Source organism: Cupriavidus sp. BIS7 (assembly GCF_000292345.1).
GTDB lineage: Bacteria > Pseudomonadota > Gammaproteobacteria > Burkholderiales > Burkholderiaceae > Cupriavidus.
In genome coordinates, this window is sequence record NZ_ALOU01000019.1 from 142,665 (window position 1) to 167,888 (window position 25,224).

The window sequence follows — 25,224 nt, forward strand, 5'->3', positions numbered from 1 at the left end:
GACCCGGATCGGCGTACTGGCGGCAGCGATGCTTGCTGGTGCGTCATTCGCGATGGCCGCCGAGGCCAACCCTGGCGCCTGCCGTGCCGGCACGCTCTACCTGACGTTCGATACCGGCAGCATGAGCCAGGCGGAGCTGATTGCGCGCACGTTGCGCAAGCACCATATCCGCGCGACGTTCTTCCTGGCCAACGAGCCGACCATCAACCACGACAGTTCGCTTGACCCGACGTGGGCGCCGTACTGGAAATCGCTGGCCGCAGACGGCCACGCGTTCGGCACCCACACGTTCGACCACGTCTACCTGCGTAGCGTGAAGGGCGGCAAGGTCGTCATGCGCCCGCAGTTCGGTGCGCAGGGCGGCAAGGACGTGGCGATGACCGAGGAATCGTTCTGCGCCGAGCTGCGCCGCAGCGCGCAGGCTTTCCAGTCGATGACGGGCCAGCCGATGGTGCCGCTGTGGCGCGCGCCGGGTGGCCATACTTCGCCGCAGACGCTGGCCTGGGCCGAGCAATGCGGATTCAAGCACGTGGGCTGGGCGCCGGCAGGGTTCCTCGGCGATGAACTATCCTCGGAGCGCTACCCGAACAAGGAGTTGCTGGACCGCGCGCTGCGCGACCTGCGCGACGGCGATATCACGATGGCCCATCTGGGCATCTGGTCGCGCAAGGACCCCTGGGCGCCGGGCGTGCTGGAGCCGCTGATCAGCGGGCTTGAGCAGAAGGGCTTCTGCTTTGCCACGCTGCGCGAGCATCCGCAGTACAAGAACTGGATAACGCAGCGCGGACCCGTGCAAGCGGGCCAATCGAGCCAATCGGGCCAATCGAGCCAATCGGGCGCACAATCTCAAACGTCAGCATCGGGGTCGAAACAGTAATGTGGGACGCGCTCACCAACTGGCTCAACCTGTGGGTGGGCCAGATCGAAGCCACGGTCTTCCAGGACGTGGTGTTGCCCGTGGTCTATAACCTCGGCTTCGGCGGCTATGCCGAAGATGCGTTCACGGGCACCGAATGGCTGCTGGTTGGGCTGGTCCAGATCGCCGTGATGGTCCTGATTCTTGGTCCGCTTGAAAAGCTGCGCCCCGTGGAGGCGGTGACCGACCGCGCTGCCGTCCGCACCGATATCCTCTACACGATCATCCACCGCCTGGGTCTGTTCCGTCTGGCGATGTTCTTCCTGCTGGCGCCACTGATGGACGGCATTGAAGGCCATCTGCGGCTGCTGGGCTGGCAGCGGATCAATGTGGAGGACTGGTGGCCTGCGGTGACGTCGGTCCCGATGGTCAGCTTCCTGGTCTATCTGGTGCTGTTCGACCTGCTCGACTACTGGTACCACCGGCTGTCGCATACCTACCGTTGGTGGTGGAGTCTGCACGCGGTGCATCACAGCCAGCGCCAGATGACGCTCTGGAGCGACAACCGCAACCATCTGCTCGACGACACCCTGCGCGATTTCGTATTCGCCACGGCGGCACTGGCAGTTGGCGTGGAGCCGTCGCAATATGTGCTGCTGGTGGCGCTGTCGCAACTGCTGCAGAGCCTGCAGCACGCCAACCTGCGTCTGAACTTCGGCTGGCTTGGCGAGCGGCTGCTGATCTCGCCGCGCTTCCACCGCACGCACCACGCCGTTGGGATTGGTCACGAAAAGCAGGCTGCCGCCGGCAAGCCCGTGCGTCTGGGCGGCTGCAACTACGGCGTGATCTTCCCCTGGTGGGACATGCTGTTCGGCACGGCCGTCTTCACCGAGGTCTATCACCCGACCGGCATCCGCGACCAGATGGCACCACCTGCCGGCCGTGGACGGAGCTATGGCGACGGTTTCCTGTCGCAACAATGGCTCGGCATCAAACGGCTGCTGCGTCTGGGGTAGGAAACCGCTTCGTTTCGCTCCGTTTCGTTCTGAAACGGTTTCCAGGGCGCCGCCGCTGCCAGGCTGTGCTAGGCTCCGAGGGCCTTTTTCTCCTCTTCGCCGCATGAACGATATTTTCCGCTCGTTTGGCCGTGCACTGGTCAGCCAACTGCATCCGCGCATGCTGATGCTGACCATCGTGCCGTTCATCCTCGCCACGGTGCTCTGGGGCGGCCTGATCTGGTGGGGCTGGGACCCGATCATGGGCACCGCGCGCGCCATTCTTGAAGGTTCGGTTTTCACAAGCTGGATCTATTCGATGCTCGACTGGCTGGGCCTGCAGTCGCTGCGCACGGTGGTTGCGCCGCTGTTCGTGCTGACGCTGGCGATCCCGCTGGTGATCGCGTCGATGCTGATCTTCATCAGCCTGTTCTCGGTGCCTGCGGTGGTCAGGCATCTCGACCGCAGCTACCCGGACCTGGCCAAGGCCCACGGCGGCAGCGTCGTCGGCAGCGTTTTCCAGACGCTCGGCAGCACGCTGGTGTTCCTGATGCTGATGCTCATCACGCTGCCGTTATGGCTGATTCCGCCGTTCTTCGCGCTGATTCCGCCGGTGCTGTGGGGCTGGCTGACGTACCGTGTGATGACCTATGACGCGCTGTCCGAGCATGCCACGGCGGAGGAGCGCAAGACGCTTATGAAGCGCCATCGCGGGCCGTTGCTGATGATCGGTGTGGCGGTTGGCCTGCTGGGGTCCGCCCCCACCTTGCTGTGGGTCTGGTCGGCTGTCATCATCTTCCTGTTTCCGGTGGTGCTGGCCGGCACGCTGTGGCTCTACGTGCTGATTTTCATTTTCTCGGCGCTGTGGTTCGGCCACTTCTGCCTGCGCGCGCTGGCGGACCTGCGTGCCGAGCGCGCGGCCGCGGCGCCGCCGTCGCCACCGCCACCGCCTACTGACGTGATCGACCTGGCGCCATCGGATGTGCGCCGCATCGAGCCTTCCTGAAAACAATTCTTAGCGAGCGCACCATGGGTTTCGGTTTGATTGTCATCGGCGACGAGATTCTGTCCGGCCGGCGCGAGGACAAGCACATGCGCCGCGCCATCGAACTGCTTGGCGCGCGCGGGCTGGCGCTGGACTGGGCCGAGTACATCGGCGACGACCGCTCCCGCATTACGGCCACGCTGCGCCGCACGCTGGCCGGGCCGGACGTCGTGTTCTGCACGGGCGGCATCGGCGCCACGCCGGACGACCACACGCGCCAGTGCGCGGCGGCCGCGCTTGGCGTGGATCTGGTCCTGCATCCCGAGGCGCGCGAACAGATCGCGCTGCGCATCGCCGAGACCGCCAATGGCGATCCGGTCAAGGGAGACCTGAACCTGCCCGAGAACCAGCATCGTTTCAAGATGGGCGAGTTTCCGGTGGGCGCCCGGATCATTCCGAACAGCTACAACCGCATTCCGGGCTTTTCGGTGGCCGATCACCATTTCATGCCGGGCTTCCCGGTCATGGCGTGGCCGATGATGGAGTGGGTGCTCGAGCATTACTACTCGCATCTGTTCCATCTGGATGCGGAGCAATCACGCGCGTTCTACGTGTTCGAAGCGCCGGAGTCGACACTGACTCCGTTGATGGAGCAGGTGGAGGCGGCATACGCGCCGATCCGCGTGTTCAGCCTGCCGTCAGTGGGGGATGCCACGCGCGGCGACAAACTCGCGCGGCGGCACATCGACCTCGGTGTGAAAGGGCCAGCGGATCTGGTCCAGCCGGCCTATGCGATGCTGCTCGACGGCGTGCGGAAGCTGGGCTTCGAGATCATCGAGCAGTAAGCAGCGCCAGCGGCGCTTGGAGGCTGCTTCAAAATGAAGCGAAGCGGTTCTGGCTAGGCGCGGGGCCGCAGACAGTACAAGTGGTACGGCAAGGCCCCGCAACGACGCCAGAATCATTTTGAAGCGGCCTCTCAGGCGCCGTGCCACGGCAGGCCGCGTACACACCAGCCTTCCACCGTCTTGCGGTGGTGGTGGTCGTCGCGGTTGCCTTCGAAGCCTTCGAGTACATCCATCGCCAGCAGATAGCCGGCTTCGGTAGCCACGCGCGCTGCATGCTTGGAGCGCGCTGCGCTGCGGCAAAGGAACAGCACGGGCGCGTCGGCCGGCACACGCGCCTTCAGCTCGCCCACGAAGTTGGCGTTTTGTGCGCCGCCCGGGTACGACATCCATTCGATATGGGCGAACTGCTCGTCCGGCAAGTCCACGCCACCTACCCAATCCAGCTCGGCCTGCGTGCGCACGTCAACCAGCACGGCTTTCGGGTCGGCCTGAAGTAGCGCATAGGCCTCCTGCGGGGTGAGGGCACCGTAATAGGCAAATTGGCCCTGTTGCTGACGCGCATGCGCGGCCTGGAGGAGGTCGTCTCGGGTAGTCATCTTCTGGGACGGAGTCAATGAGAAAAGGTGGGAAGCGGGCGGCGGCTGCGCGGGGACAACAAGGTTGAAATGGCACTGGGATACTGCCGCAATCGGCGCTATTCTAGCGCGCGGCCGTTGTGACAGGCCCGAAAAATGTCCCGGCGATGCGGTTGCCTTTTTGCATCGTCATGGTGCGTGATTGATTGGATTGCACATGAATGGTGCATTACCTTGAGATGCGCACCATTATGGTGTTTCATGGGGTGAGAGTGGCACGCCGGAAGATGCGTCTCCCGGTGGCATCGGGGTGGCAGCCAAGGTTGTATGCAATCTGTGGTTTCCATGCCAGTGCACGCAAGCTCAAGCCCGTGCACGTTTTTCGGGAAGTCGGGGGATTTGGCCGGCGGAAAGGTGGCTAGGGTTGGCACGCTTTCTGCTAACATTCGACGTCCCTTTTGGGGCGGTCGCATCGAGGGACCGCACCAACAATGGCTTTCTCAGACACAGCCCGAATTCCCAGGAGATAGGCATGGCGCAGAGCGTTGCAGATGTGATGAAGCTCGTGAATGAAAACGACGTGAAGTTCGTCGATTTCCGTTTCACGGATACCAAAGGCAAGGAACAGCACGTCTCGGTGCCGGTGTCGCACTTCGACGAAGACAAGTTCGAGAGCGGCCATGCCTTTGACGGTTCGTCCATCGCCGGCTGGAAGGGTATCGAAGCCTCCGACATGCTGCTGATGCCGGACTCGGGTACCGCCTACATCGACCCGTTCTATGAAGAGCCGACGCTGGTGCTGACGTGCGACGTGATCGAGCCGTCGGACGGCAAGGGTTACGACCGCGACCCGCGTTCGATCGCCAGGCGCGCCGAGGCGTACCTGAAGAGCACCGGCCTGGGCGACACCGCCTTCTTCGGTCCGGAACCCGAGTTCTTCATTTTCGACGGCGTGACCTGGAACATCGACATGCAGGGCTGCTCGGTGAAGATCCAGTCGGAAGAAGCACCGTGGTCGTCGGGCAAGGAATTCGAGCACGGCAACAGCGGCCACCGTCCGGGCAAGAAGGGCGGCTACTTCCCGGTTGCCCCGATCGACACGTTCCAGGACATGCGTTCGGAAATGTGCCTGATTCTGGAATCGCTCGGCATTCCGGTTGAAGTGCACCACCACGAAGTGGCTGGCCAGGGCCAGAATGAAATCGGCACGCGTTTCAGCACGCTGGTGCAGCGCGCCGACTGGACCCAGCTGCAGAAGTACGTGATCCAGAACGTCGCGCACACCTACGGCAAGACCGCCACGTTCATGCCGAAGCCGGTCGTGGGCGACAACGGTTCGGGCATGCACGTTCACCAGTCCGTGTGGAAGGATGGCCAGAACCTGTTCGCGGGTAACGGCTACGCCGGCCTGTCGGAGTTCGCGCTGTACTACATCGGCGGCATCATCAAGCACGCTCGCGCGCTGAACGCCATCACCAACCCGGGCACGAACTCGTACAAGCGCCTGGTGCCGGGCTTCGAAGCACCGGTGAAGCTGGCCTACTCGGCCCGCAACCGCTCGGCTTCGATCCGCATTCCGTACGTGGCCAACCCGAAGGGCCGCCGTATCGAAACGCGTTTCCCGGATCCGCTGATGAACCCGTACCTGGGCTTCTCGGCACTGCTGATGGCCGGTCTGGACGGCGTGATGAACAAGATCCACCCGGGCGAAGCTGCCGACAAGAACCTGTACGACCTGCCGCCCGAAGAAGACGCAAAGATCCCGACCGTCTGCTCGAGCCTCGACCAGTCGCTGGAGTACCTGGACAACGACCGTGAGTTCCTGACCCGCGGCGGCGTGTTCTCGAACTCGATGATCGATGCCTACATCGAACTGAAGATGGAAGAAGTCACGCGTTTCCGCATGACGACTCACCCGATCGAGTTCGACATGTACTACTCGCTGTAATCGAGTGAGTTGCCGGGTTGTCACCGGGCAACAGTTGCACCAGGAAGGGGCGGCTTCGGCTGTCCCTTTTTGTTTTGCGGCGGCGTTGGTCGCTAGAATGAGGCTCTTTCCCTAACCTTCATGTCGGTGTTCATGAAAGCGATTTCGAGCAGGGTCTACAGCAAAGCCGGCGGCGCGCTGCCGCACCAGATTCGTGTGGTTTGCCCCATTGTGGTGATGGCCGTGGCCATGACGCTGGGGTGGAGCCAGCCCGCGGCGGCGCAGTCGTCGGACGTGTACGTGTGCAAGGGCGCCGGCGGCGTGCCCGAGTATCGCAATGGCAATCCTGGCAACAGCAAGGATTGCCGGAAGCTGAACCTGCCGGACGTCGTCACCGTGCCTGGCTCGCGGGGCGGCGGTGCGTCGGGCGGGTCGGGGGGCAAGGCGCCTGCGGCTTCGCCAGCCGCCTTCCCGCGCGTGGACAGCGCCACGCAGAAGAGCCGCGACGGCGAACGCCGGAACGTGCTGGAGACGGAGTTGCAAACCGAGGAAGCCAAGCTGGCCGGCCTGCGCGCCGAATACAACAACGGCGAGCCGGAGCGCCAGGGCGGCGAGCGAAACTATCAGAAGTACCTGGATCGCGTGGCACAGATGCGCGATGACATCGCCCGCAGCGAAGCCAATGTGGCATCGCTTCGCCGCGAGCTTTCCAGTCTGAAGGATTGATTCGAATGCGTCGCCTGATTCGCGGAGTGTCCCGCAAGGTTTCCGGAGCGGACCGCAAGCCGGACGCCACTGAGCCGGAAGAACGTGGCGCGGACATCCTGCCATTGGGCGGCGCGGGCTTGCACCCGGCCCAGAAGCCGAACCAGCACTCGACCCAGCACTTGGCCCTGCACCCCGGCCTGGACGTGGTGGCCAACCCGGTGCTGCTGGTGCGCCAGCCCGGCCTGCAGGTGATCTACGCGAACCCGGCCGCCGAGGCCAGCTTTGCCGTGTCGCGCAAGGCAATGGTGGAACTGTCGCTGCCGGACCTGTTCGGCGCATCGGAAGAGCTCGACAGCATGATCGAGACGGTGATTGCGCGGCAGGTGGACGTGCGCAGGCAGGATCTGGTGCTGCGGCCGCCGCTGCAGGAACCGATGCACGCCCATGTGGTGATCGGCGGGGTGGAAGGCCACGCGAACACGGCACTGGTCGAGGTCCTGCTTAACGAGCAGAAGGTCCGAAGCGATCGCGAGGAGCGCATCCTCGACCTCACATCGGCCAACAAGGAACTGATCCGGAATCTGGCCCACGAGATCAAGAACCCGCTCGGCGGCATTCGTGGCGCGGCCCAGTTGCTCGAATTCGAACTGCCGGAGCGCACGCTGCGCGAGTACACGCAGGTCATCATCAAGGAGTCGGACCGCCTGCAGACGCTGGTGGACCGGCTGTTGGAGCCGCATCGCCACCCGCATATCGTCTCGGACCTCAATATCCACGAGGTACTCGAGCGCGTGCGCTCGGTGGTGCTGGCCGAGTTTCCCAACGGGCTGGAAATCGTGCGCGACTATGACGCCAGCCTGCCCGAACTGCGCGGCGACATGGAACAGCTGATCCAGGCCGTATTGAACATCGTGCATAACGCTGCGCAGGCGCTGCACGAACGCATCGCACGGGGCGATGCCCAGATCATCCTGCGGACCCGGGTGGCGCGGCAAGTCACGATCGCCAAGCGGCTGTTCAAGCTGGCATTGGATTTGCATGTCATCGACAACGGCCCGGGCATCCCCGAGGACATTCGCGAACGCATCTTCTATCCGCTGGTATCGGGCAGGGATGGCGGCAGCGGACTCGGACTCACACTCGCTCAAACCTTCGTGCAGCAGCACGAGGGCTTGATCGAATGCGAGAGCCGGCCGGGCTGTACCGACTTCCGTATCCTGTTGCCATTGCACTGACCGCCCGATCGGCGAAAAGGTGTGAACGGTGGGGGACCTGCCAACAGCAGGAAAACGGGAGACCACATGACACCGAGCAGACAAGCGACGCACATGAAGCCGATCTGGATAGTCGACGACGATCAATCAATCCGCTGGGTCCTGGAAAAGGCCCTTGCCCGTGAAAGCCTGCTCTCCCGCAGTTTTACCAACGTGCGCGACGTGCTCGCGGCGCTGGAGGAAGACGAGCCGCAGGTCCTGATTTCGGATATCCGCATGCCGGGCGGTTCCGGCCTTGATCTGCTGCAGGCAATCAAGGCGCGCCATCCGGGTTTGCCGGTCATCGTCATGACCGCTTATTCCGACCTCGACAGCGCCGTGGCCGCGTTCCAGGGCGGTGCCTTCGAGTACCTGGCCAAGCCGTTCGATGTCGACAAGGCTGTCGAACTGATCCGCCGCGCGCTGGAGGAGAGCCTGCGTGAGGAGGAGATGGACGACCGGCTCGTCGATGCGCCGGAGATACTGGGCCAGGCGCCGGCGATGCAGGATGTTTTCCGCGCCATCGGACGGCTGTCGCAATCGAACGTGACCGTGATGATCACCGGCGAGTCCGGCACCGGCAAGGAGCTGGTGGCCCGCGCGCTGCACAAGCACAGCCCGCGCGCGAACGGCCCGTTTATCGCGCTGAACACGGCGGCCATCCCGAAGGATCTGCTGGAGTCCGAACTGTTCGGTCACGAGCGTGGCGCGTTCACGGGAGCGCAGACCATGCGCCGCGGCCGCTTCGAGCAGGCCGAAGGCGGCACGCTGTTCCTCGACGAAATCGGCGATATGCCGTTCGACTTGCAGACGCGCCTGCTGCGCGTGCTGTCCGATGGCAACTTCTATCGCGTCGGCGGCCATAACCCGTTGCGGGCCAACGTGCGCGTGATCGCCGCCACCCACCAGAACCTGGAAACCCGGGTCAAGGAAGGGCTGTTCCGCGAGGACTTGTTCCACCGCCTCAACGTGATCCGCCTGCGCCTGCCGCCGCTGCGTGAGCGTCCCGAGGACATCACGCTGCTGGCGCGACACTTCCTGCAGAAGAGTGCCAAGGAGCTTGGCGTTGAAACCAAGCGCATGTCCGACGAAGCGCTGGCCTACGTCAGCACGCTGCCGTTCCCGGGCAACGTGCGGCAACTCGAGAACCTTTGCAACTGGCTGACCGTGATGGCGCCCGCGCAAACCATCGAGGTCAAGGATCTCCCGCGCGAGATGATCGGCGTGGGACATGGCGAAGGCGGCATGACATCGACGCGTTCGTCGGGCGAGGGGCGCCCGGCTGCCGATTACGAATCGCCGGACGTTGCCGATTACGGCGGCCACCTGGCCGGCGGCGACGGTGACACGATGGTCGCAACGCGCCCGCCGGCGGTGGTTCCGGCCGCGTCGTCGGCACCAGCGTTCGCGGCGAGCGCCGCCACGGCAAGCTGGGAGACATTGCTGGCCGCGGAAGCAAGGGCGATGCTTGAGTCGGGGCAGCCGGAAGTCATGGATGCATTGACCCGGCGGTTCGAAAAGGCGGTGCTGGAAGCCGCGCTTGGCGTGACACGTGGACGGCGCGTAGAAGCCGCGACGCGCCTGGGCATCGGCCGCAACACGATCACACGCAAGCTGCAGGAGCTTGGGTTCGATTAAGGTCCGGCTCGGATGCTCGTTTCGCTTCACTAGACGCCAAATAAACAAGGCCTCGCTTTCAAGCGAGGCCTTGTTTCATCCGGGCTAGGCGCTGTGTGTGTCGATCACGGACTCACTGGCTCGGGGGTGCCGTCAACGCGCATGGAAGGCAGCCAGGTACTGGGCCCCGGCGGCCGCACGATTGTCCCGCGCGCGGTCACGCGCCTGCCGTCTAACGCGCGAGCTTCGGTCACGTTAACGCCGCTCAACTCCCAGAAGGTCTGGTCGCTCGTTTCAAGCATCACCGTCGGGAATGGCTCGTTGCCCTTGATATGGATTTCTCCCACCAGCGTTTGCCGGGCATCTGGCGGTGAATCCGCCGCACACGCCGCAATGCCAAGTGCGGCAAGAACTGCGCCGATGATTGCTTTCACACAGTACTCCCATCAAGGCAAGGCGGCCGCCCTGTAGCTGAAAACGTTACTGGATCACGACAGACAGTGTGGTGCCAGCCGGAACCTTGACTGTCTCGCTGTAGATGCCGCTTACTGCAGTGCGGACTACCGGCAGGCTAGCATATGACTCAAGCGTGGCCGGTACCGATTGTGTCAGCGTCCGGGAGGGCAAGAGTGTCTGCGGATCGATCACGGGCAGCGTGAACGGGCCGTCCACCCGTTCAGGGAAGCCATAGCCAGCAGGGCTGGGCGATTTCATCAGCGCGCCAGACGTTGCCGCGAAACGGCGCAGTTGCTCGCCGAGGCTCGATGTTGGCTCGACCGAGCGGATGGCCGAATCGAGTACCGACGCGGAATTGGTGCTGCTGAAGTCGGTCAGCATGGCCTTGTAGAAATCCAGGCCAAGCTGCCGGTTCAGGAAGCCGCCGAACGAACCTGAGACCGCGTAACTCTCGCAGGACTCGGCATACGGTGTCCAGGTAATCAGGCTGCAATTGTAGGAGCCTGCCTTGTAGCCGATGTACTCCGGCAAGCGAACGTCGCGGATCGTGTTGTATTCCTCATCGATCGACAGGCTCGCGAAGTCCTCCATCATCATTGCCGAAGCTTCATCCAGCCACTCAGCGAACATGTGAGCCGGACCCTTGAGCACGCTGCGGCGGTAGAAGTTCTGCATGTGCATCGCTTCATGTGCCATCGTCACTAGCATTTCCCTCAAACCATCGGCGCCGCCAAGGTAGAGGGTCTCGGCGTCCAGGTACAGCGATACCGACTCATTGCTATACGGATTGATGATGGGGACCTGCTTGATTGCGTTGCGAGAATAGAAGTACCCGACTTCTCCAAACGGCTGGCCGTTCGAGTCAAAGTTCAGGATCACGATGTCGATCGGCCGGTCTGTCCCGCCGATCAAGTTGGAATAGGTGTGCGACCCCCAGACCGGGCCGCCGACCGCTTTGACCATGTCATAGATCCTGCCTGACGAAGCGAAGTTGTTCGCGAGCAAATCGACAATCGCCGAACTCACCTTCGTCGCGTCGTTCTCGGAATCTTCCAGCCAGAAATTGATCGTGGTGCCGTCGGCAGCCACACGTTGACGCACCAGCGTGGCCGAGCGCGCGGAATCGTCCGAGTGGTACCAGGTTCTGGTGTCGTTCACTGCCGACTGGTTCGGCGCGCTCGTCATCGAAAAGCTCGGTGTCATCCCTCTTGTGCCGGCCAGTGCCGCCCAGCCTTCGCGGTTGAATTCCGAGATGCGGCGCTTGGACGGTATCGCACCGTCATCCCACTTCAATGCACGGGCTACGACGTTTGAACTGTTTGACGTCGTCAGCGAGATACTCGGCATGGTCTGCGCGATACCAGTCTCATTCGTGAAGACAAGCGTCACGTCGTGGCCGCGCAGGCCAGAGATGCTGATTGGCACATCCACGGCCGAGGCCTCGGCGTTGATGTGCTGCCACACCCCCACACCGTCTCCGGCATAGGTATTCGCGTCGATGGCACCGCAATTGGTGCAAGCGGGCGTTGCGGCAATGGCCGGCGTCGGCTTGGGCGACGGCAGGTCGGGCGTGGGAGGCGTGGAAGGCGTGCCGGCGGTCGTTGCGGGCTGTTCGTCGCCACCGCCGCCGCAGGCGCTCAGGGCGGCTGCGGTCAGCAGCGTGATTGCAATGGACCTCGGAAACAACGATATGCGCGATGTGTGCGTCACGGTTTTCCCCTGAGTATTGGTGTTGGTGTGCCGTTGCGGCGAAGCCATGCTTATACCGGTGCGAACGGAAAGAGCGTCAATCTCTTCGGGGAATTCCTTTTTTGTTTGACGACCATCACGCCAATTGCCTCAATTTCGTCGGGCTTTTCACCATCTCGAATCAATTGTCTTTCCAGTAATGCATCGATTGGAAAAGACATTTTTCTCCATTGATTATCGATAATGAATCTGCAAAGCCAGAAACTTGTCACGGAAATTTCGATGAGTTGATAAAACATTCTCGGCCATATCAGATTCAATTTGCGGAGAATCCGCCGCAATGTCGGGTGCAGTGCATCTAATATTCGTACTCCGGCATCGTTGAATATCGAAAAGAAATGAAGGATGCATCAGTAATGAGCGATGCCGCCAACTATCGATTGGGGACCGTGAATGCCATTATTTCAATTGAAGACCAGGCATCAGATTGAAATCGCGATTTGCGCGTGTTTGGCCGTGGCGCAAGGGGCTGCGCATGGTCAAACAGTGCCGGCTGATAGTCCGCCGGCTGGCGATTCCGCTTCGGTCATCGATCAGGCCTCGCCGCAGTCCCCGTCAACAGAGTCAGAGACGGCAGTGGCAGCCAGCGGCGAGCAGGAACCTCTGCCCGTTGTCGAACTTCACGTGATGCCGGCCGGCAGTTCAGCGGAAGGCGCTGCGACAGCCGTGTTGCGGGCCGCGGTGCTGAGACTCGGCAAGGCGCCGGCAACGCTGGAGGAGGTTCGGCAATGGTCGGAAGCGCTCACGCAGGCACTGCGCAACGGCGGGTTTCCGCTGGGGCAGGTGCTGATGGGACAGTCCGACTGGCAGGCCACCGAGCAGGGCAGCGCGCCGCTGACATTCAGCGTGTTCCCGGGGCGGATCAGCGAAGTCGTCATCGAAAACAAGACGCGAGTGAAAGACGCGCGGCTGCAACGGCTCGTCAACAAGGCGTTGTGTGGAAAGACCACACTCGAGGACGTCTGTATGTTGCAGACGTCGCGCCTTGAGCGCACCACGCAATTGCTGCAGGACGTGCCGGGCGTGGCCATCGCCGAACCTCCGCAGTTTGCGCCGGGCGCCGAAACGGGCGATGTCAGGGTGGTCTTCAGCCTGGAGCCTGCGGGCAAGCCCGTGCAGGGCAGCGTGGTGGCCGACAACAAGGGCATTCCTTCCACCGGCCGCTATCGCTTCGGCTTTTCCGTGTCGGGCAACAACGTCTTCGGCGCGGGAGAGAACTACGGGCTTGCGCTGACCGGCACCAACGAAGGAATGTGGACCGGCTCCCTCAACGCCAGCATGCCGATCCTTGACGATGGCCTGCGTGTGGCAGCTGGCATCACTCGCCAGGAATATACGATCAACTCCATTGCACGCCTGACCGGCGTTGCCAACATCGCCCAGCTGGGCCTGGTCTACCCCATTGCGCGCGGCCTCGACAGCAACATCTGGTTGGGGGCCTCCTACTTGCACAGCAAAACGAAATCGGAATTCAACGAGTTTTCGCTGGCGTCTCACTCCACGATCGACGCAGGGCGCATCTCGCTGCAGGCCAACAACGGCGATCGGCCCCGACAGTTGCGCGCCAACATCTGGAGCGGCGAGCTTGCGCTGACGTATGGCCACCAGAGCAATGACACGCCGTTGCTGGACCAGGCCGCCAACATTGGTGGCAACTACTTCAAGCTGGCCGGGTCGGGGTATGGCACCTATGGCCTGAACCGCAGCGGCGACGTGTTCGTGAGCGGGCGTTTCAATGCCCAGGTGCCTAACCGCAACCTCGATCCCAGTGAGAAGCTGATTATCGGCGGCCCGGACGCGGTGCGCGCATATCGCCCTGATGAAGGTTCGCTGGACGAGGGTATCGTCCTCAACCTCGGGCTTTACAAGCGCATCGCAATTGGCTCCGGCCACCAACTACAGGCCGGCGTGTTCAATGACTTCGCGTTTGGCCGTGTCAATCACAGTCCGTGGCCCAACTGGGAACTCAGCTTTATCGGCGTTCCCGGCGTTTCGAACCACCGCGTGCTGGGGGGCTACGGCCTTGGTGTGGACTGGCTGACGCCGATCGGCATCCTGTTCTCGGCTTCGGTGTCCAAGGCCTATGGCTTCTCGTCGACGTCATGGGTAGAGCCAGGCAAGAAGCCCGTGCAGTACTGGTTGTCCGTCTCCTGGAGCATGTAGTCCTCCTGCCGGCCGCCTGCATCTGGTGCGGGTGGCCGGCATCCTCCGCGCCCTCGTTCGAGGTCGCAAATTCAAGGTTCTACTATGTCGCAGGCCGCCTGAAGCAAGTAGGCGTGATGCCTGACGGCCCCCTCATCTTCCGCGTCCGCGTCTGAGATCGCAGTTTCAAGTTTCTGCTATGCCGCCGGCGACGGCCCACACCTACGCTTGTCGTGTGAGGCCAGTCCCCTGCGTTTCCCGGAGTTCCGATCCGGTTCCGCATCGAACGCCCCCATCCCTTGAATGCCGTTAGACGGCCAAGGATTCGAACACAACCTATCGGAGCCTTCCATCATGAACTCGAACCTCTTTCACCGTATCTTCAGCAAGCGTCTGGGCATGCTCGTTGCCGTGCCGGAAACCGCCGTTGGCCATGGCGCAAACGGCGGCCAGCGTACCGGCAGTTCGTCGGGTGCCACGACCATGCGTGGCGTGGTGTCGTCGCTGACGTCCATCGCGCTTGCGCTGGCAACGTTCGGTGCCGCGAACCTGCAAGCTCAGACACTGCCGACCAACGGTCAGGTGGTGGCGGGCCAGGCGGCGATCTCGCAGCCAAACGGCAACACAATGACTATCGACCAGGCCAGCCAGCGCGCAGTGATTGACTGGCAGACCTTCAACATCGGCAAGGGCAACACCGTGCAGTTCCAGCAGCCCAATGCGCAAGCCCAGGCCCTGAACCGGGTCACGGGCGGCGTACCGTCAGCCATTCACGGCGCGCTGCTGGCCAATGGCCAGGTGCTGATCCAGAACGCCAACGGCGTGTTGTTCGGCAAGAATGCAGTCGTGAACGTGGGCAGCCTGCTGGCCACGACGAAGGCAATCGATGCCAACGCATTCATGGCAGGCGATCCGCTCGTGCTCAGTGCCACTGGCACCCAGGCCGGCGTTGTCAACGAGGGCAATATCCAGGCGGCGGGCTATGTGACGCTGATGGGCGACACAGTACGCAACAGCGGCACGATCGGCACGGCGCCGGGCGGCCAGGTGGTACTGGCGGCTGGTGACAGTGCCACGGTGGCGCTGGCCAACGGCCAGGGCATCAAGCTCGTGCTGAACGATGCCACCGCCGGTGCGCTGGTGGAGAACACGGGCAACATTCACGCACAGGACGGCACGGTCCTGCTGACGGCGCGCGGCAAGGACACGCTGCTCGATACCGTGGTGAACCTCGATGGCTTTGTCCGTGCAGGTACGGTGGTGGCCGATGCAGGCGCCACGGGTGACGTGGTTGTGACCGGCGCCATCGACGCGTCGAACACCGCCCCGGGCGCATCGGGCGGCACGGTGGTGCTGTCCGGTGACCGGGTGGGCCTGTTCGGCGATGCCAGCGTTGACGTTAGCGGCGATGCGGCGGGCGGTACGGTCGTCATCGGCGGCGACACCCTGCATCGTCTGACAGGCACCCAGGCCGAGGCGTTGCTGCAGGACGGCGTCAATTTCGCCAGCCTGACGCAGGTAGACGCCGGCGCGCGGGTCCGTGCCGATGCCGTGCATGGCAACGGCGGTTTTGTCGAGACATCGGGCCTTAGCCTTGATGTCCAGGGGGCCGTCAGCGCGAAGTCGGAACACGGCAAGGCTGGCGCATGGCTGATCGACCCGACCACCATCACGATCAGCACCCGTGACGATTCCGGATATACCGGCGATGTGACCGATGGCTTCAGCGGCAGCGTCACTGGCCCGGCGACGGTGCGCAACACGTCGATCAGCGATGCGCTCAATACCGGCACCGACGTGACGATCACAACAGCCAGCAGCGGCCCGGCTGTGGGCAATATCACCCAGGAGGCCGGCGCGGACATCATCAAGTCCAGCGGTGGCGAGGCGACCCTGACACTCCTGGCGGACGGCAGCATCGATCTGAAGGGCAATATTGCCTCGACGTCAGACAAGCTGAACCTGAACATGTCGGCGGGCGCCGACACGGGCAGGGGCACGGTGCGGCAGGATCGCGCTTCCACCATCGACCTGAATGGCGGCTCCCTGAATGTCAGTGGGAGCACTGCGAAGGGGGCGGGCATCACGAACAATGGGGTCGACCTGTCAGGCAAGGCGCTCAATATCGGTGGCGGCTCGTTGACGGGTGCCACAGGGGCCGGCGAAGCCGTGAGGCTGACTGGGACGATCGATCTGGTCGGCGATGGCACCTTCAATGTCAACGGCACAGCAGTAAGGGGTAATGGCGTCCGGATGAATGGGGCAACGATCAACGTGGGAGACCAGGCGAAGCTTGTGGTCGACGGCCAGTCCACAAACGGCACCGGCGTGTACTTCGATGGCGACGCGAAGCTCAATGTCCGTGACGAGGGCAGCGCCGATATCACCGGGACCAGTCAGACGGGCCGCGGCGTGTACGTGTTTGGCCGGGGAAGCGAAATGTCCGTCGCCGATAACGGCAGCCTCAGTATCAAGGGCACGTCAGTGAATCAAAGCGGTCTTGAGCAGAGACAAGGCAGCATTAGTGCAAGCGGCAATGCCACCGTCAACCTTTCGGGTACTAGCAAAAACAGGGCCGGCATTCTGCAGACCGCAGGCTTCGGTAACTATCTTTCGGACGACGCGCATCTGTCCATGAATGGGGAAAGCGAAGCTGACGCCGGTGTCTATGGATACCATGTGAATGCTTCCGGTAACTCTTCCGCAGACATCAACGGCAAGTCCGTCAACGGAGGAGGCGCGCGAGGCAATGCGAACCTGACCGACAATGCGCGGGTGAGTGTCACGGGCAGTTCCCAGGAGGCCCTCGGGGTTCTTGTGGGCGGCACCATTGGCGGTTCAAGCTCGCTGGAAGTCAATGGCAGTAGCGTGAACGGTTACGGTGTCGGGCCGGGGGTGGTGAAATTGCATGTCACGGACAACGCAACGGCCAACGTAACGGGTACTTCCGAAAACGGTAGCGGTGTGCAATGGAATAACAACTTCGAGGTCTCCAAGGCCGGGAAACTGAACGTCACAGGTAATTCCACCACTGGATCGGGCATTCGCCTTACTGGCGGGACACTTGATATTGGCGACGGTGGTGCGGTCAACCTCCAGGGCACCTCGGTCAAGGGGGCTGGTGTACTACTCGACGGCGAATTTACCGCCAACGTCGGCGAGAATGGTTCGTTCACCATCAATGGTGAGTCGGAAGAGGGCGCCGGCATCCTGCAAAAGGGCAAGCTTGATATCACCGGTAGCGGCGACATCGACATCACGGGCAAGTCGACGAGCGGCACGGGCGTGGACCTGACCGATGACGTCTCCATCAAGGTGAGCGATACCGGATCACTGAATCTTTCCGGCAAGTCGACGACCGACACCGGCGTAAGCCAGGGCGGCACCATGGATATCGGTGGCGGCGGCAAGGTCGCCATCGACGGCACCTCTTCGGGCGGCGATGGCGTCAAGCTGACCGGCACCGGCACGATCGGCGTCACTGATACGGGCACGCTCGATATTTCGGGTACCTCGGACAGCGGCAGCGGTGTATCGCACACCGGGCAGATCGATGTGACCGGCACTGGCCGGGTCAACGTCGACGGACAATCGGGCAGTGGCACCGGTGTGGATATGAGTGACGGCGGCGTGATTGACGTGAGCGGCGGCGGCGGCATCAATGTCGACGGCACCTCGGTGGACGGTACCGGCGTCAGCCAGGGCGGTGCAATCAGTGTGAAGGACGGTGGTCAGGGCGCCGTCAACGGTTCATCGACGAACGGTACCGGCCTGAAGCAGACCGATACCGGCACCGTCGACGTGGGCGGCACGGGCCAGGTGGGCCTGACAGGCGACTCCGTGAACGGAACCGGTGCCGAGCAGGGCGGCAAGATCCGCGTAACCGATGGCGGCGGCGTCGCCGTTGACGGCAAGTCGGACACCGGAACAGGCATTGCACAGACTGGCACCGGCACTATCGATGTAAGCGGCACCGGATCGGCGACGATCGACGGGAAGTCCACAAGTGGCACAGGGGTAGATCAGGGCGGTGCGATCCGCGTAACCGATGGCGGCGGCCTCGCCGTTGACGGCAAGTCGGGCAGCGGTACAGGCATTGCACAGACTGGCACCGGCACCATCGATGTAGGCGGCACCGGATCGGCGACGATCGATGGGAAGTCCACAAGTGGTACAGGGGTGGATCAGAACGGTGCCATCCGCTTCACCGATGGTGGCAGCGGGTCGATCAAGGGCACCTCCGTCGACGGAACTGGCGTGGCCCAAGGCCCCGACGGTGTGGTCGATGTCGGCCCCGGTGCGTCGGTGACCATTGCTGGCAAGTCGACGTACGGCAAGTCGCTGTCCGATGGCATGCACATCACTGGCGAGGGCAACGTCCAGCTGGTGGACAAGTCGGCCAGCGGGCAGTTCGGCGGCCGCGGCGCCCTGGCGGCGTGGGCGACTGGCGAAGCTGGATCGCTTGACAGCGATGAAGCGGTGACGCTGGAGCCCGATACGTCGGTGGTTGTCGCCCTGGAAATGGCTGAACCCGAGGCGCTGGTGATGGAAGCCGGCGACCCCGCAGACTGGCACGGTGCGGTACTGGATGTTGCGTCGCTCGATACGCTGACCGACGTGGCAACCGTCAAGCTGCAGACGCCCGCCGCGTCACTGGTTCGCGGCCTGCAGTACTCGGGCACCGAAGACGGCGTGGCGCACTACGCGTACGTCGATCCGGTGACGGAGACGACCTCGGAACTCAGTGTCGACGTCAAGACGCACGCGTTCGAATACACCGAGTCTGGAGTCCGGGACGGCAAGTCGTACCTGGTTGGCACGCACGGCCAGTTGCATGCGTACCGCATGCCCGCCCGAGCCGGAGCGACTGAAGCCGTGGCGCCGGAAGCGGAGGCTGGTGCGGATTGATCGTCGGCCTGAACGCTGACAGTGCGCTGACAGTGCGCTGACAGTGCAATCTACCCGCCCGCCGTCCTGCAGCATTGCAGGCGGCGGGCGGTTTTTTTCTTTCAGGCGCGCGCCGCCAGCAGGCGCGCCGCCATCTCCGCGAAGCCTTCGCCACCGGCCGCTTCGGTGATGTAAGCCGGCTTCTGCGGCAGCTTGTCCAGGATCTCTCGCACGTTCGCCACACCGACCGACAACGGGAAATGGCCGAACATCGCCACGTCGTTGGCCGAATCGCCAATAAACAGCCACTCGTCGCGATTCGCGTCGATATCGTCCTGGAGTAATTCCTCTACACAGAGCCGGCTCATCGACAGCTTGTCATGGCGGCCGAACCAGCCGTTCACGTGGATCGAGCTGACCGTGGCGGTCATGCCTGCGTTGCGCATCATCGTGGCGATGCGGTCGACTGCAGCCTGCGGCAGCGGCCGAACGTCTTCGGCGTGGTCAATTGCCAGGTCGGCGGCGTGCCATGCCTGGTCCGATGCCAGCGCACAACCGGGTACCTCGCGCAGGATTTCCTGCCCCAGTGCATGAATCCTGAAGAGGTTCGCATCTCGCGTGGCGGCATCGTCCAGGAAGCGGGTCACCAGCTTCCCATTGTGCAGATGCGAGTAGAACGCGCCGTTTTCGCCGATGATCGCGTCAACGGGCCAGAGCCGCGTCAGGATCTCGGCCCACGCGATGCAGCGCCCCGTTACCGGAATCACGTGCAGCCCGGCGCGGGCCAGACGGTCGAGCGCGAGGTAGGTCGGGGCGGGCAGCTGGCCGTCCGTCGTCAGCGTGCCATCAATGTCGGTCAGGATGCCGCGCACGCGGCGCAGCGCGGTGTCGGGCAGGGCGGAAAACGGTTTTGGCGAGGTCATGGCGGCGCATTGTAGCTGGCGTCTGTCTGCCAGCGTTTGACGGTTGCGCGTTGTCAATATGCCGCAACAATCTCTTCGGCAAGGCGGGTTTGCCCTGTATTCCGTGACAAAAGAGCGGCGTAACATGCCTGTCACAAAAAATGCATACAGTCGGTCGCTTTTTCAAAAAAATTGGTCGGACCGAACACAGCCTCAGGAGAAATGCCGATGTCCTTTCCACGTATCGCGTTGAAGTTCGCCGCCGTGGCCAGCCTGGCGCTGGCGGGTACCGCCCACGCTGCCGTCGAGATCCAGTGGTGGCACGCCATGGAGGGCGCGTTGAACGACAAGGTCAACGAGATTGCCAACAAGTTCAACGCCAGCCAGTCGGAATACAAGATCGTGCCCGTGAACAAGGGCAATTACGATGAAACGATGGCCGCCGGCATCGCGGCGTTCCGTGCAGGCGGTGCACCGGCAATCCTGCAGGTGTTCGAGGTGGGTACCGCGACGATGATGAGCGCCAAGGGTGCCATCAAGCCGGTGTCGCAGGTCATGAAGGACGCTGGCGAAAAGTTCGACCAGAAGGCCTATATCCCCGCCGTGGCCGGCTACTACACCTCGTCGAAGGGCGAGATGCTGTCGTTCCCGTTCAACAGCTCCACCACGGTCTTCTATTACAACAAGGACGCCTTCAAGAAGGCCGGCCTGTCGGCACCGCCGAAGACCTGGCCCGAGGTGATGCAGTACTCGGCCAAGCTCAAGGCCTCTGGCCAGAACTGCGCCTACACCACGGACTGGCAGAGCTGGGTACACCTGGAAAGCTTCTCGGCCTGGCACAACACGCTGTTCGCGACCAAGAACAACGGCTTTGGCGGCACCGATGCACGCCTGGCCTTCAACAGCCCGCTGCACGTGAGGCACATCACGAACCTGCAGGACATGGTCAAGAAGGGCTACTTCAGCTACGGCGGCCGCAAGGCGGAATCGCAGGCCAAGTTCTATAACGGCGAATGCGCGATGTTCACGGGCTCGTCGGCGTCGCTGGCCAATATCCGCAAGAACGCCAAGTTCCAGTTCGGGGTATCGCAACTGCCGTACTACCCGGACGTGCCGGGCGCCCCGCAGAACACGATCATCGGCGGGGCCTCGCTGTGGGTCATGGGTGGCAAGAAGCCGGAAGAGTACAAGGGCGTGGCCAAGTTCTTCACGTTCCTGTCGCGCCCGGAGATCCAGTCCGACTGGCATCAGGCCACGGGCTACCTGCCGGTGACGATGGCCGCGTATGAACTGACGAAGAAGTCGGGCTACTACGACAAGAACCCCGGTGCCGAGGTGTCGGTCGAGCAGATGGTCGTGAAGACCACCGACAAGTCGCGCGGCGTGCGGCTGGGCAACCTCGTGCAGATCCGTACCGTGATCGACGAGGAACTCGAGGCCGTTTGGGCCGGCAAGAAGGAGCCGAAGGAGGCGCTGGACAGCGCGGTGTCCCGTGGCAACGTCTTGCTGGAACGTTTCCAGAAGACCGTGAAGGAATAAGCACCGTCACGGTGATGGACCTGAAGCGGGCGGCGGCACAACCGTCGCCCGCTTGCGTTTGATTTTGGAAAGCCCCGATGGAAAAGCGTGTCGTATTTCGCTCGTCGTGGTTGCCGTATCTGCTGGTGCTGCCGCAGATCGCCATCACGCTGATCTTCTTCTTCCTGCCCGCCGGGCAGGCGCTGTGGCAGTCGATGCTGCAGCAGGATGCCTTCGGCATCAATCTTGAATTCGTTGGACTCGATAACTTCGCCACGCTGTGGAAGGACCCGCAGTACATCGAGTCATTCCAGACCACGGCCATCTTCGCCATCGGCGTGACCGTGGTGGGGCTGTCCGTGGCGCTGCTGCTGGCCTACTTCGCCGATCGCGTGGTGCGCGCGGCCACCGGTTACAAGACGCTGCTGATCTGGCCGTACGCCGTGGCGCCGGCCGTGGCCGGTGTGCTCTGGATGTTCATGTTCAACCCGACGCTGGGCGTGGTCTCCTACGCGCTGCGCCGCGCGGGCGTGGAATGGAACTTCCTGCTCAATGGCAATCAGGCGCTGCTGCTCGTGGTGCTGGCCGCCGCATGGAAGCAGGTCAGCTACAACTTCCTGTTCTTCCTGGCCGGGCTGCAGAGCATTCCGAAGTCGCTGATCGAGGCCGCGGCCATCGACGGCGCCGGGCCATGGAAGCGGTTCTGGTCGATCGTGTTCCCGCTGCTGTCGCCCACCACGTTCTTCCTGCTGGTGATCAACATGGTCTACGCGTTCTTCGATACCTTTGCGATCATCGACGCGGTGACGCATGGCGGCCCGTTCAATTCGACGAACACGCTTGTCTACAAGGTGTTCCATGACGGCTTCCGTGGCATGGATATTGGTGGCTCGGCCGCACAGTCGGTGGTGCTGATGGTGATCGTGATCGCGCTGACCGTGGTGCAGTTCCGGTTCGTGGAACGCAAGGTCCAGTATTGAGGAGCCGGCCATGGTAGAAAGACGTCCCGTACTCGACTTCATTACCCACCTCGTGCTGATCCTTGGCATCGCTGTTGTGGCGTTCCCGGTGTACCTGACCTTCGTTGCGTCGACGCTCACGGCCGAGCAGGTGCTCGACGCGCCGATGACGCTGATCCCGGGCAGCCATCTGATCGAGAACTACCGCGCCGTGCTGTTCCAGGGCGTGGGCGAGGCCGCATCGCCGGTCTCCACCATGATGAAGAACAGCCTGATCATGGCGCTGGGCATTGCGCTGGGCAAGATCGCCATCTCGATCATCTCGGCCTTCGCGATCGTCTATTTCCGATTCCCGCTGCGCAAGACATTCTTCTGGATGATCTTCGTCACGCTGATGCTGCCGGTTGAGGTGCGGATTCTGCCGACCTACAAGGTGGTGTCTGACCTCGGCATGCTGGACAGCTACTTAGGGCTGACGATCCCGATCATCGCCTCGGCCACGGCCACGTTCCTGTTTCGGCAGTTTTTCCTGACGATCCCCGACGAACTGGCCGAGGCCGCGCGCATCGACGGCGCCGGGCCGCTGCGTTTCTTCTGGGACGTGGTGCTGCCGCTATCGCGCACCAGCATTGCGGCGCTGTTCGTGATCCAGTTCATCTACGGCTGGAACCAGTATCTCTGGCCGCTGCTGATCACCACGCAGAAGTCGATGACGCCCGTGGTGGTGGGCGTGACGCAGATGATTTCCCGTTCCGGCGACGCCGCCACCGACTGGAACCTCGTAATGGCCACCGTGATGCTGGCGATGATTCCGCCCGCGGTCGTGGTCGTGCTGATGCAACGCTGGTTCGTCAAGGGCCTCGTGGAAACGGAAAAGTAAGGTCAATCCATGGCAAAGCTGTCTCTTCGCAACGTTCAGAAAACCTATGCCGGCGGCACGCAGGTCGTGCATGGCATCGATATGGAAATCGCCGACGGCGAGTTCATCGTGATCGTCGGGCCGTCTGGCTGCGGCAAATCCACGCTGCTGCGCATGGTGGCCGGACTCGAGACCATCACCGGCGGCGAGGTCCATATCGGCGAGAAGGTCGTCAACGACCTGGAACCGGCCGCGCGTGATATCGCAATGGTGTTCCAGAACTACGCGCTCTATCCGCATATGAGCGTGTACGACAACATGGCCTACGGCCTGAAGATCCGCGGCATGGCAAAGGCCGAGATCGAGCAGCGCGTCAGGCACGCGGCGGGCATCCTGGAGCTTGCACCACTGCTCGAGCGCAAGCCGCGTGCGCTGTCCGGCGGGCAGCGCCAGCGCGTGGCAATGGGCCGCGCCATTGTGCGGGAACCGTCTGTGTTCCTGTTCGACGAGCCATTGTCGAACCTCGACGCCAAGCTGCGGGTGCAGATGCGCCTGGAACTGAAGGACCTGCATCGTCGGCTCAAGACAACCAGCCTCTACGTGACCCACGACCAGGTGGAAGCCATGACGCTGGCTGACCGCATGATGGTGCTCAACGGCGGCCGGGTTGAACAGATCGGCACGCCGCTGGAAGTCTATGCACGCCCGGCCAGCACGTTCGTGGCCGGCTTTATCGGCTCCCCGCCGATGAACCTGGTGCCGGTGGCAAGGAATGGAAGCGGGCAGGGCGGGGCGCAAATGCGGGTGGAGCCGAAGGATGCGCAGGCTGGCGCCGCCACGCTGGGCCACCTGCCGATGGGGCTGCATCTGCCCGAGCAGGCGCTGCTGGGTCTGCGGCCCGAACATATCGAGCCGTGCGCGGCCCACGAGGCCATTGCCGAAGTGGACGTGCGCGTGGTGGAGGCGCTCGGCGCCGATTCGTTCGCGTATGGCGCGCTTGGCGGCCAGCCTATAGTGGTACGGCTGGACAGCCAGATGCAGGTGCGCGGCGGCGACAAGCTGCCGATCACCGCATCGGCCGAGCATCTGCATTTCTTCGATATCCAGTCCGGCAAACGCATCGAGGCCCTGGCATGAAGGATTGGCCCTTTCCGCGCCACATCGCCCATCGCGGCGCCGGCAAGCTGGCGCCCGAGAACACGCTGGCGGCCTTCCGGCACGGCGCGTCGTTCGGCTACCGGATGTTCGAGTTCGACGTGAAGCTGTCCGCCGATGGCGAACCGGTACTGATGCACGATGCCACGCTGGATCGTACGACCACCGGCAGCGGGCGCGTGGATGCGATGACGCTGGGCGAACTCGCGGCGCTGGATGCCGGTGGCTGGCACAGCCCGGCGTATGCGGGCGAGCCGGTTCCCACGCTGGTGGCGATCGCCCGGTATACCCAGGCCAATGGCTTCATGGTCAATATCGAGATCAAGCCGGTGCCTGGTACCGAGTACCGGACTGGCGCTGCAGTGGCTCTTGATGCACTTACGCTATGGAAGCACGCGGCTGTCCCGCCATTGCTCTCGTCGTTTTCGGAAGAAGCGCTGGAAGCCGCTCACAAGGTGGCTCCGGGCCTGCCGCGTGCACTGCTGCTGGACAAGCTGCCGCCGGACTGGCTGGAGCGGCTGCGCCGGCTGGAATGCGTGGCGCTGGATGCTAACCACAGTGAACTCGATGCCGCTGTCATCGGGGCAGCCCACGCGGCCGGTTTCAAGGTGCTCTGTTATACGGTCAACGATCCGGCCCGGGCGCAAGACCTGCTGGACTGGGGGCTCGATGGCCTGATCACGGATGCCGTCGACCAGATTCGGCCGCAGCCCTGAACAGTCTGTTCAGACCGCAACGGTTTTGCATCACGAAAAGTCCCTACGATCCGCTGGCAAACGTGCTATGCTTTCGCGAGTGAAGACTTAGGTCCTTCCCCGCACAACTTGCCCTTTCGG

At 63.1% G+C, this 25,224-nt stretch carries 19 protein-coding genes; 15 read left to right on the forward strand and 4 right to left on the reverse strand.

Annotation, left to right across the window (positions count from 1 at the left end):
• Window positions 1-28 precede the first annotated feature (28 nt).
• The 4 genes from B552_RS0107105 (at window position 29) to B552_RS0107120 (ending at window position 3,681) form a co-directional block, all read left to right on the forward strand.
• A complete protein-coding gene (locus tag B552_RS0107105) occupies window positions 29-877 on the forward strand; it encodes a polysaccharide deacetylase family protein (protein ID WP_237718175.1) in 849 nt (282 codons plus the stop codon).
• Window positions 877-1,872, forward strand: a complete 996-nt coding sequence (locus tag B552_RS0107110; protein ID WP_019448311.1) for a sterol desaturase family protein — start codon at window positions 877-879, stop codon at window positions 1,870-1,872. Before B552_RS0107105 ends, B552_RS0107110 begins: the two co-directional genes overlap by 1 nt.
• Window positions 1,873-1,975: 103 nt before the next feature.
• Window positions 1,976-2,857 carry an EI24 domain-containing protein gene (locus B552_RS0107115; RefSeq protein ID WP_019448312.1) on the forward strand — a complete coding sequence of 294 codons (882 nt, stop codon included), beginning with the start codon at window positions 1,976-1,978 and terminating at the stop codon, window positions 2,855-2,857.
• A gap of 23 nt (window positions 2,858-2,880) precedes the next feature.
• On the forward strand, window positions 2,881-3,681 hold the full coding sequence (locus B552_RS0107120) for a molybdopterin-binding protein (RefSeq protein WP_019448313.1): 801 nt from the start codon (window positions 2,881-2,883) through the stop codon (window positions 3,679-3,681).
• Between the two features lie 131 nt (window positions 3,682-3,812).
• Here B552_RS0107120 and B552_RS0107125 read toward each other — a convergent pair whose 3' ends face one another.
• Window positions 3,813-4,277: a rhodanese-like domain-containing protein gene (locus B552_RS0107125; protein ID WP_019448314.1), complete on the reverse strand. Its 465-nt coding sequence runs from the start codon at window positions 4,275-4,277 to the stop codon at window positions 3,813-3,815.
• Window positions 4,278-4,788: 511 nt separating this feature from the next.
• On the opposite strand from B552_RS0107125, the gene B552_RS0107130 reads away from it, so the two are divergent.
• The 4 genes from B552_RS0107130 to ntrC all read left to right on the forward strand — a co-directional run bounded on the left by B552_RS0107130 (window position 4,789) and on the right by ntrC (window position 9,782).
• Complete coding sequence (locus B552_RS0107130) at window positions 4,789-6,204, forward strand: 3-hydroxylaminophenol mutase (RefSeq protein WP_019448315.1); 1,416 nt, start codon at window positions 4,789-4,791, stop codon at window positions 6,202-6,204.
• Between the two features lie 132 nt (window positions 6,205-6,336).
• Window positions 6,337-6,909: a hypothetical protein gene (locus B552_RS0107135; protein ID WP_035879552.1), complete on the forward strand. Its 573-nt coding sequence runs from the start codon at window positions 6,337-6,339 to the stop codon at window positions 6,907-6,909.
• A gap of 5 nt (window positions 6,910-6,914) precedes the next feature.
• On the forward strand, window positions 6,915-8,126 hold the full coding sequence (gene glnL / locus B552_RS0107140) for a nitrogen regulation protein NR(II) (protein WP_019448317.1): 1,212 nt from the start codon (window positions 6,915-6,917) through the stop codon (window positions 8,124-8,126).
• 93 nt (window positions 8,127-8,219) lie between these two features.
• Window positions 8,220-9,782, forward strand: a complete 1,563-nt coding sequence (gene ntrC / locus B552_RS0107145; RefSeq protein ID WP_019448318.1) for a nitrogen regulation protein NR(I) — start codon at window positions 8,220-8,222, stop codon at window positions 9,780-9,782.
• 104 nt (window positions 9,783-9,886) lie between these two features.
• Here ntrC and B552_RS0107150 read toward each other — a convergent pair whose 3' ends face one another.
• Complete coding sequence (locus B552_RS0107150) at window positions 9,887-10,195, reverse strand: hypothetical protein (RefSeq protein ID WP_019448319.1); 309 nt, start codon at window positions 10,193-10,195, stop codon at window positions 9,887-9,889.
• A 46-nt stretch (window positions 10,196-10,241) separates the two neighbouring features.
• Window positions 10,242-11,927, reverse strand: coding sequence for a hypothetical protein (locus B552_RS0107155; RefSeq protein WP_019448320.1), 1,686 nt, complete (start codon window positions 11,925-11,927; stop codon window positions 10,242-10,244).
• A 615-nt stretch (window positions 11,928-12,542) separates the two neighbouring features.
• On the opposite strand from B552_RS0107155, the gene B552_RS0107160 reads away from it, so the two are divergent.
• A complete protein-coding gene (locus tag B552_RS0107160) occupies window positions 12,543-14,129 on the forward strand; it encodes a ShlB/FhaC/HecB family hemolysin secretion/activation protein (protein WP_019448321.1) in 1,587 nt (528 codons plus the stop codon).
• 333 nt (window positions 14,130-14,462) lie between these two features.
• The gene (locus tag B552_RS0107165) at window positions 14,463-19,016 is read left to right on the forward strand and encodes a filamentous hemagglutinin N-terminal domain-containing protein (RefSeq protein WP_019448322.1); all 4,554 of its coding nucleotides are present in this window, start codon (window positions 14,463-14,465) and stop codon (window positions 19,014-19,016) included.
• Between the two features lie 101 nt (window positions 19,017-19,117).
• Here B552_RS0107165 and B552_RS0107170 read toward each other — a convergent pair whose 3' ends face one another.
• On the reverse strand, window positions 19,118-19,918 hold the full coding sequence (locus tag B552_RS0107170; protein WP_019448323.1) for an HAD-IIB family hydrolase: 801 nt from the start codon (window positions 19,916-19,918) through the stop codon (window positions 19,118-19,120).
• 207 nt (window positions 19,919-20,125) lie between these two features.
• Between B552_RS0107170 and ugpB the strand changes: the two genes are divergently transcribed.
• The 5 genes from ugpB (at window position 20,126) to ugpQ (ending at window position 25,104) form a co-directional block, all read left to right on the forward strand.
• Window positions 20,126-21,436 (forward strand): sn-glycerol-3-phosphate ABC transporter substrate-binding protein UgpB, encoded by a 1,311-nt coding sequence (gene ugpB / locus B552_RS0107175; protein WP_019448324.1) that lies wholly within the window; start codon window positions 20,126-20,128, stop codon window positions 21,434-21,436.
• A gap of 77 nt (window positions 21,437-21,513) precedes the next feature.
• Window positions 21,514-22,395, forward strand: coding sequence for a sn-glycerol-3-phosphate ABC transporter permease UgpA (ugpA, locus tag B552_RS0107180; RefSeq protein WP_019448325.1), 882 nt, complete (start codon window positions 21,514-21,516; stop codon window positions 22,393-22,395).
• Between the two features lie 10 nt (window positions 22,396-22,405).
• A complete protein-coding gene (gene ugpE / locus B552_RS0107185; RefSeq protein ID WP_019448326.1) occupies window positions 22,406-23,254 on the forward strand; it encodes a sn-glycerol-3-phosphate ABC transporter permease UgpE in 849 nt (282 codons plus the stop codon).
• 9 nt (window positions 23,255-23,263) lie between these two features.
• Window positions 23,264-24,370 carry a sn-glycerol-3-phosphate import ATP-binding protein UgpC gene (locus B552_RS0107190; RefSeq protein ID WP_019448327.1) on the forward strand — a complete coding sequence of 369 codons (1,107 nt, stop codon included), beginning with the start codon at window positions 23,264-23,266 and terminating at the stop codon, window positions 24,368-24,370.
• Window positions 24,367-25,104, forward strand: coding sequence for a glycerophosphodiester phosphodiesterase (gene ugpQ / locus B552_RS0107195; RefSeq protein ID WP_019448328.1), 738 nt, complete (start codon window positions 24,367-24,369; stop codon window positions 25,102-25,104). Before B552_RS0107190 ends, ugpQ begins: the two co-directional genes overlap by 4 nt.
• Window positions 25,105-25,224: the final 120 nt, after the last annotated feature.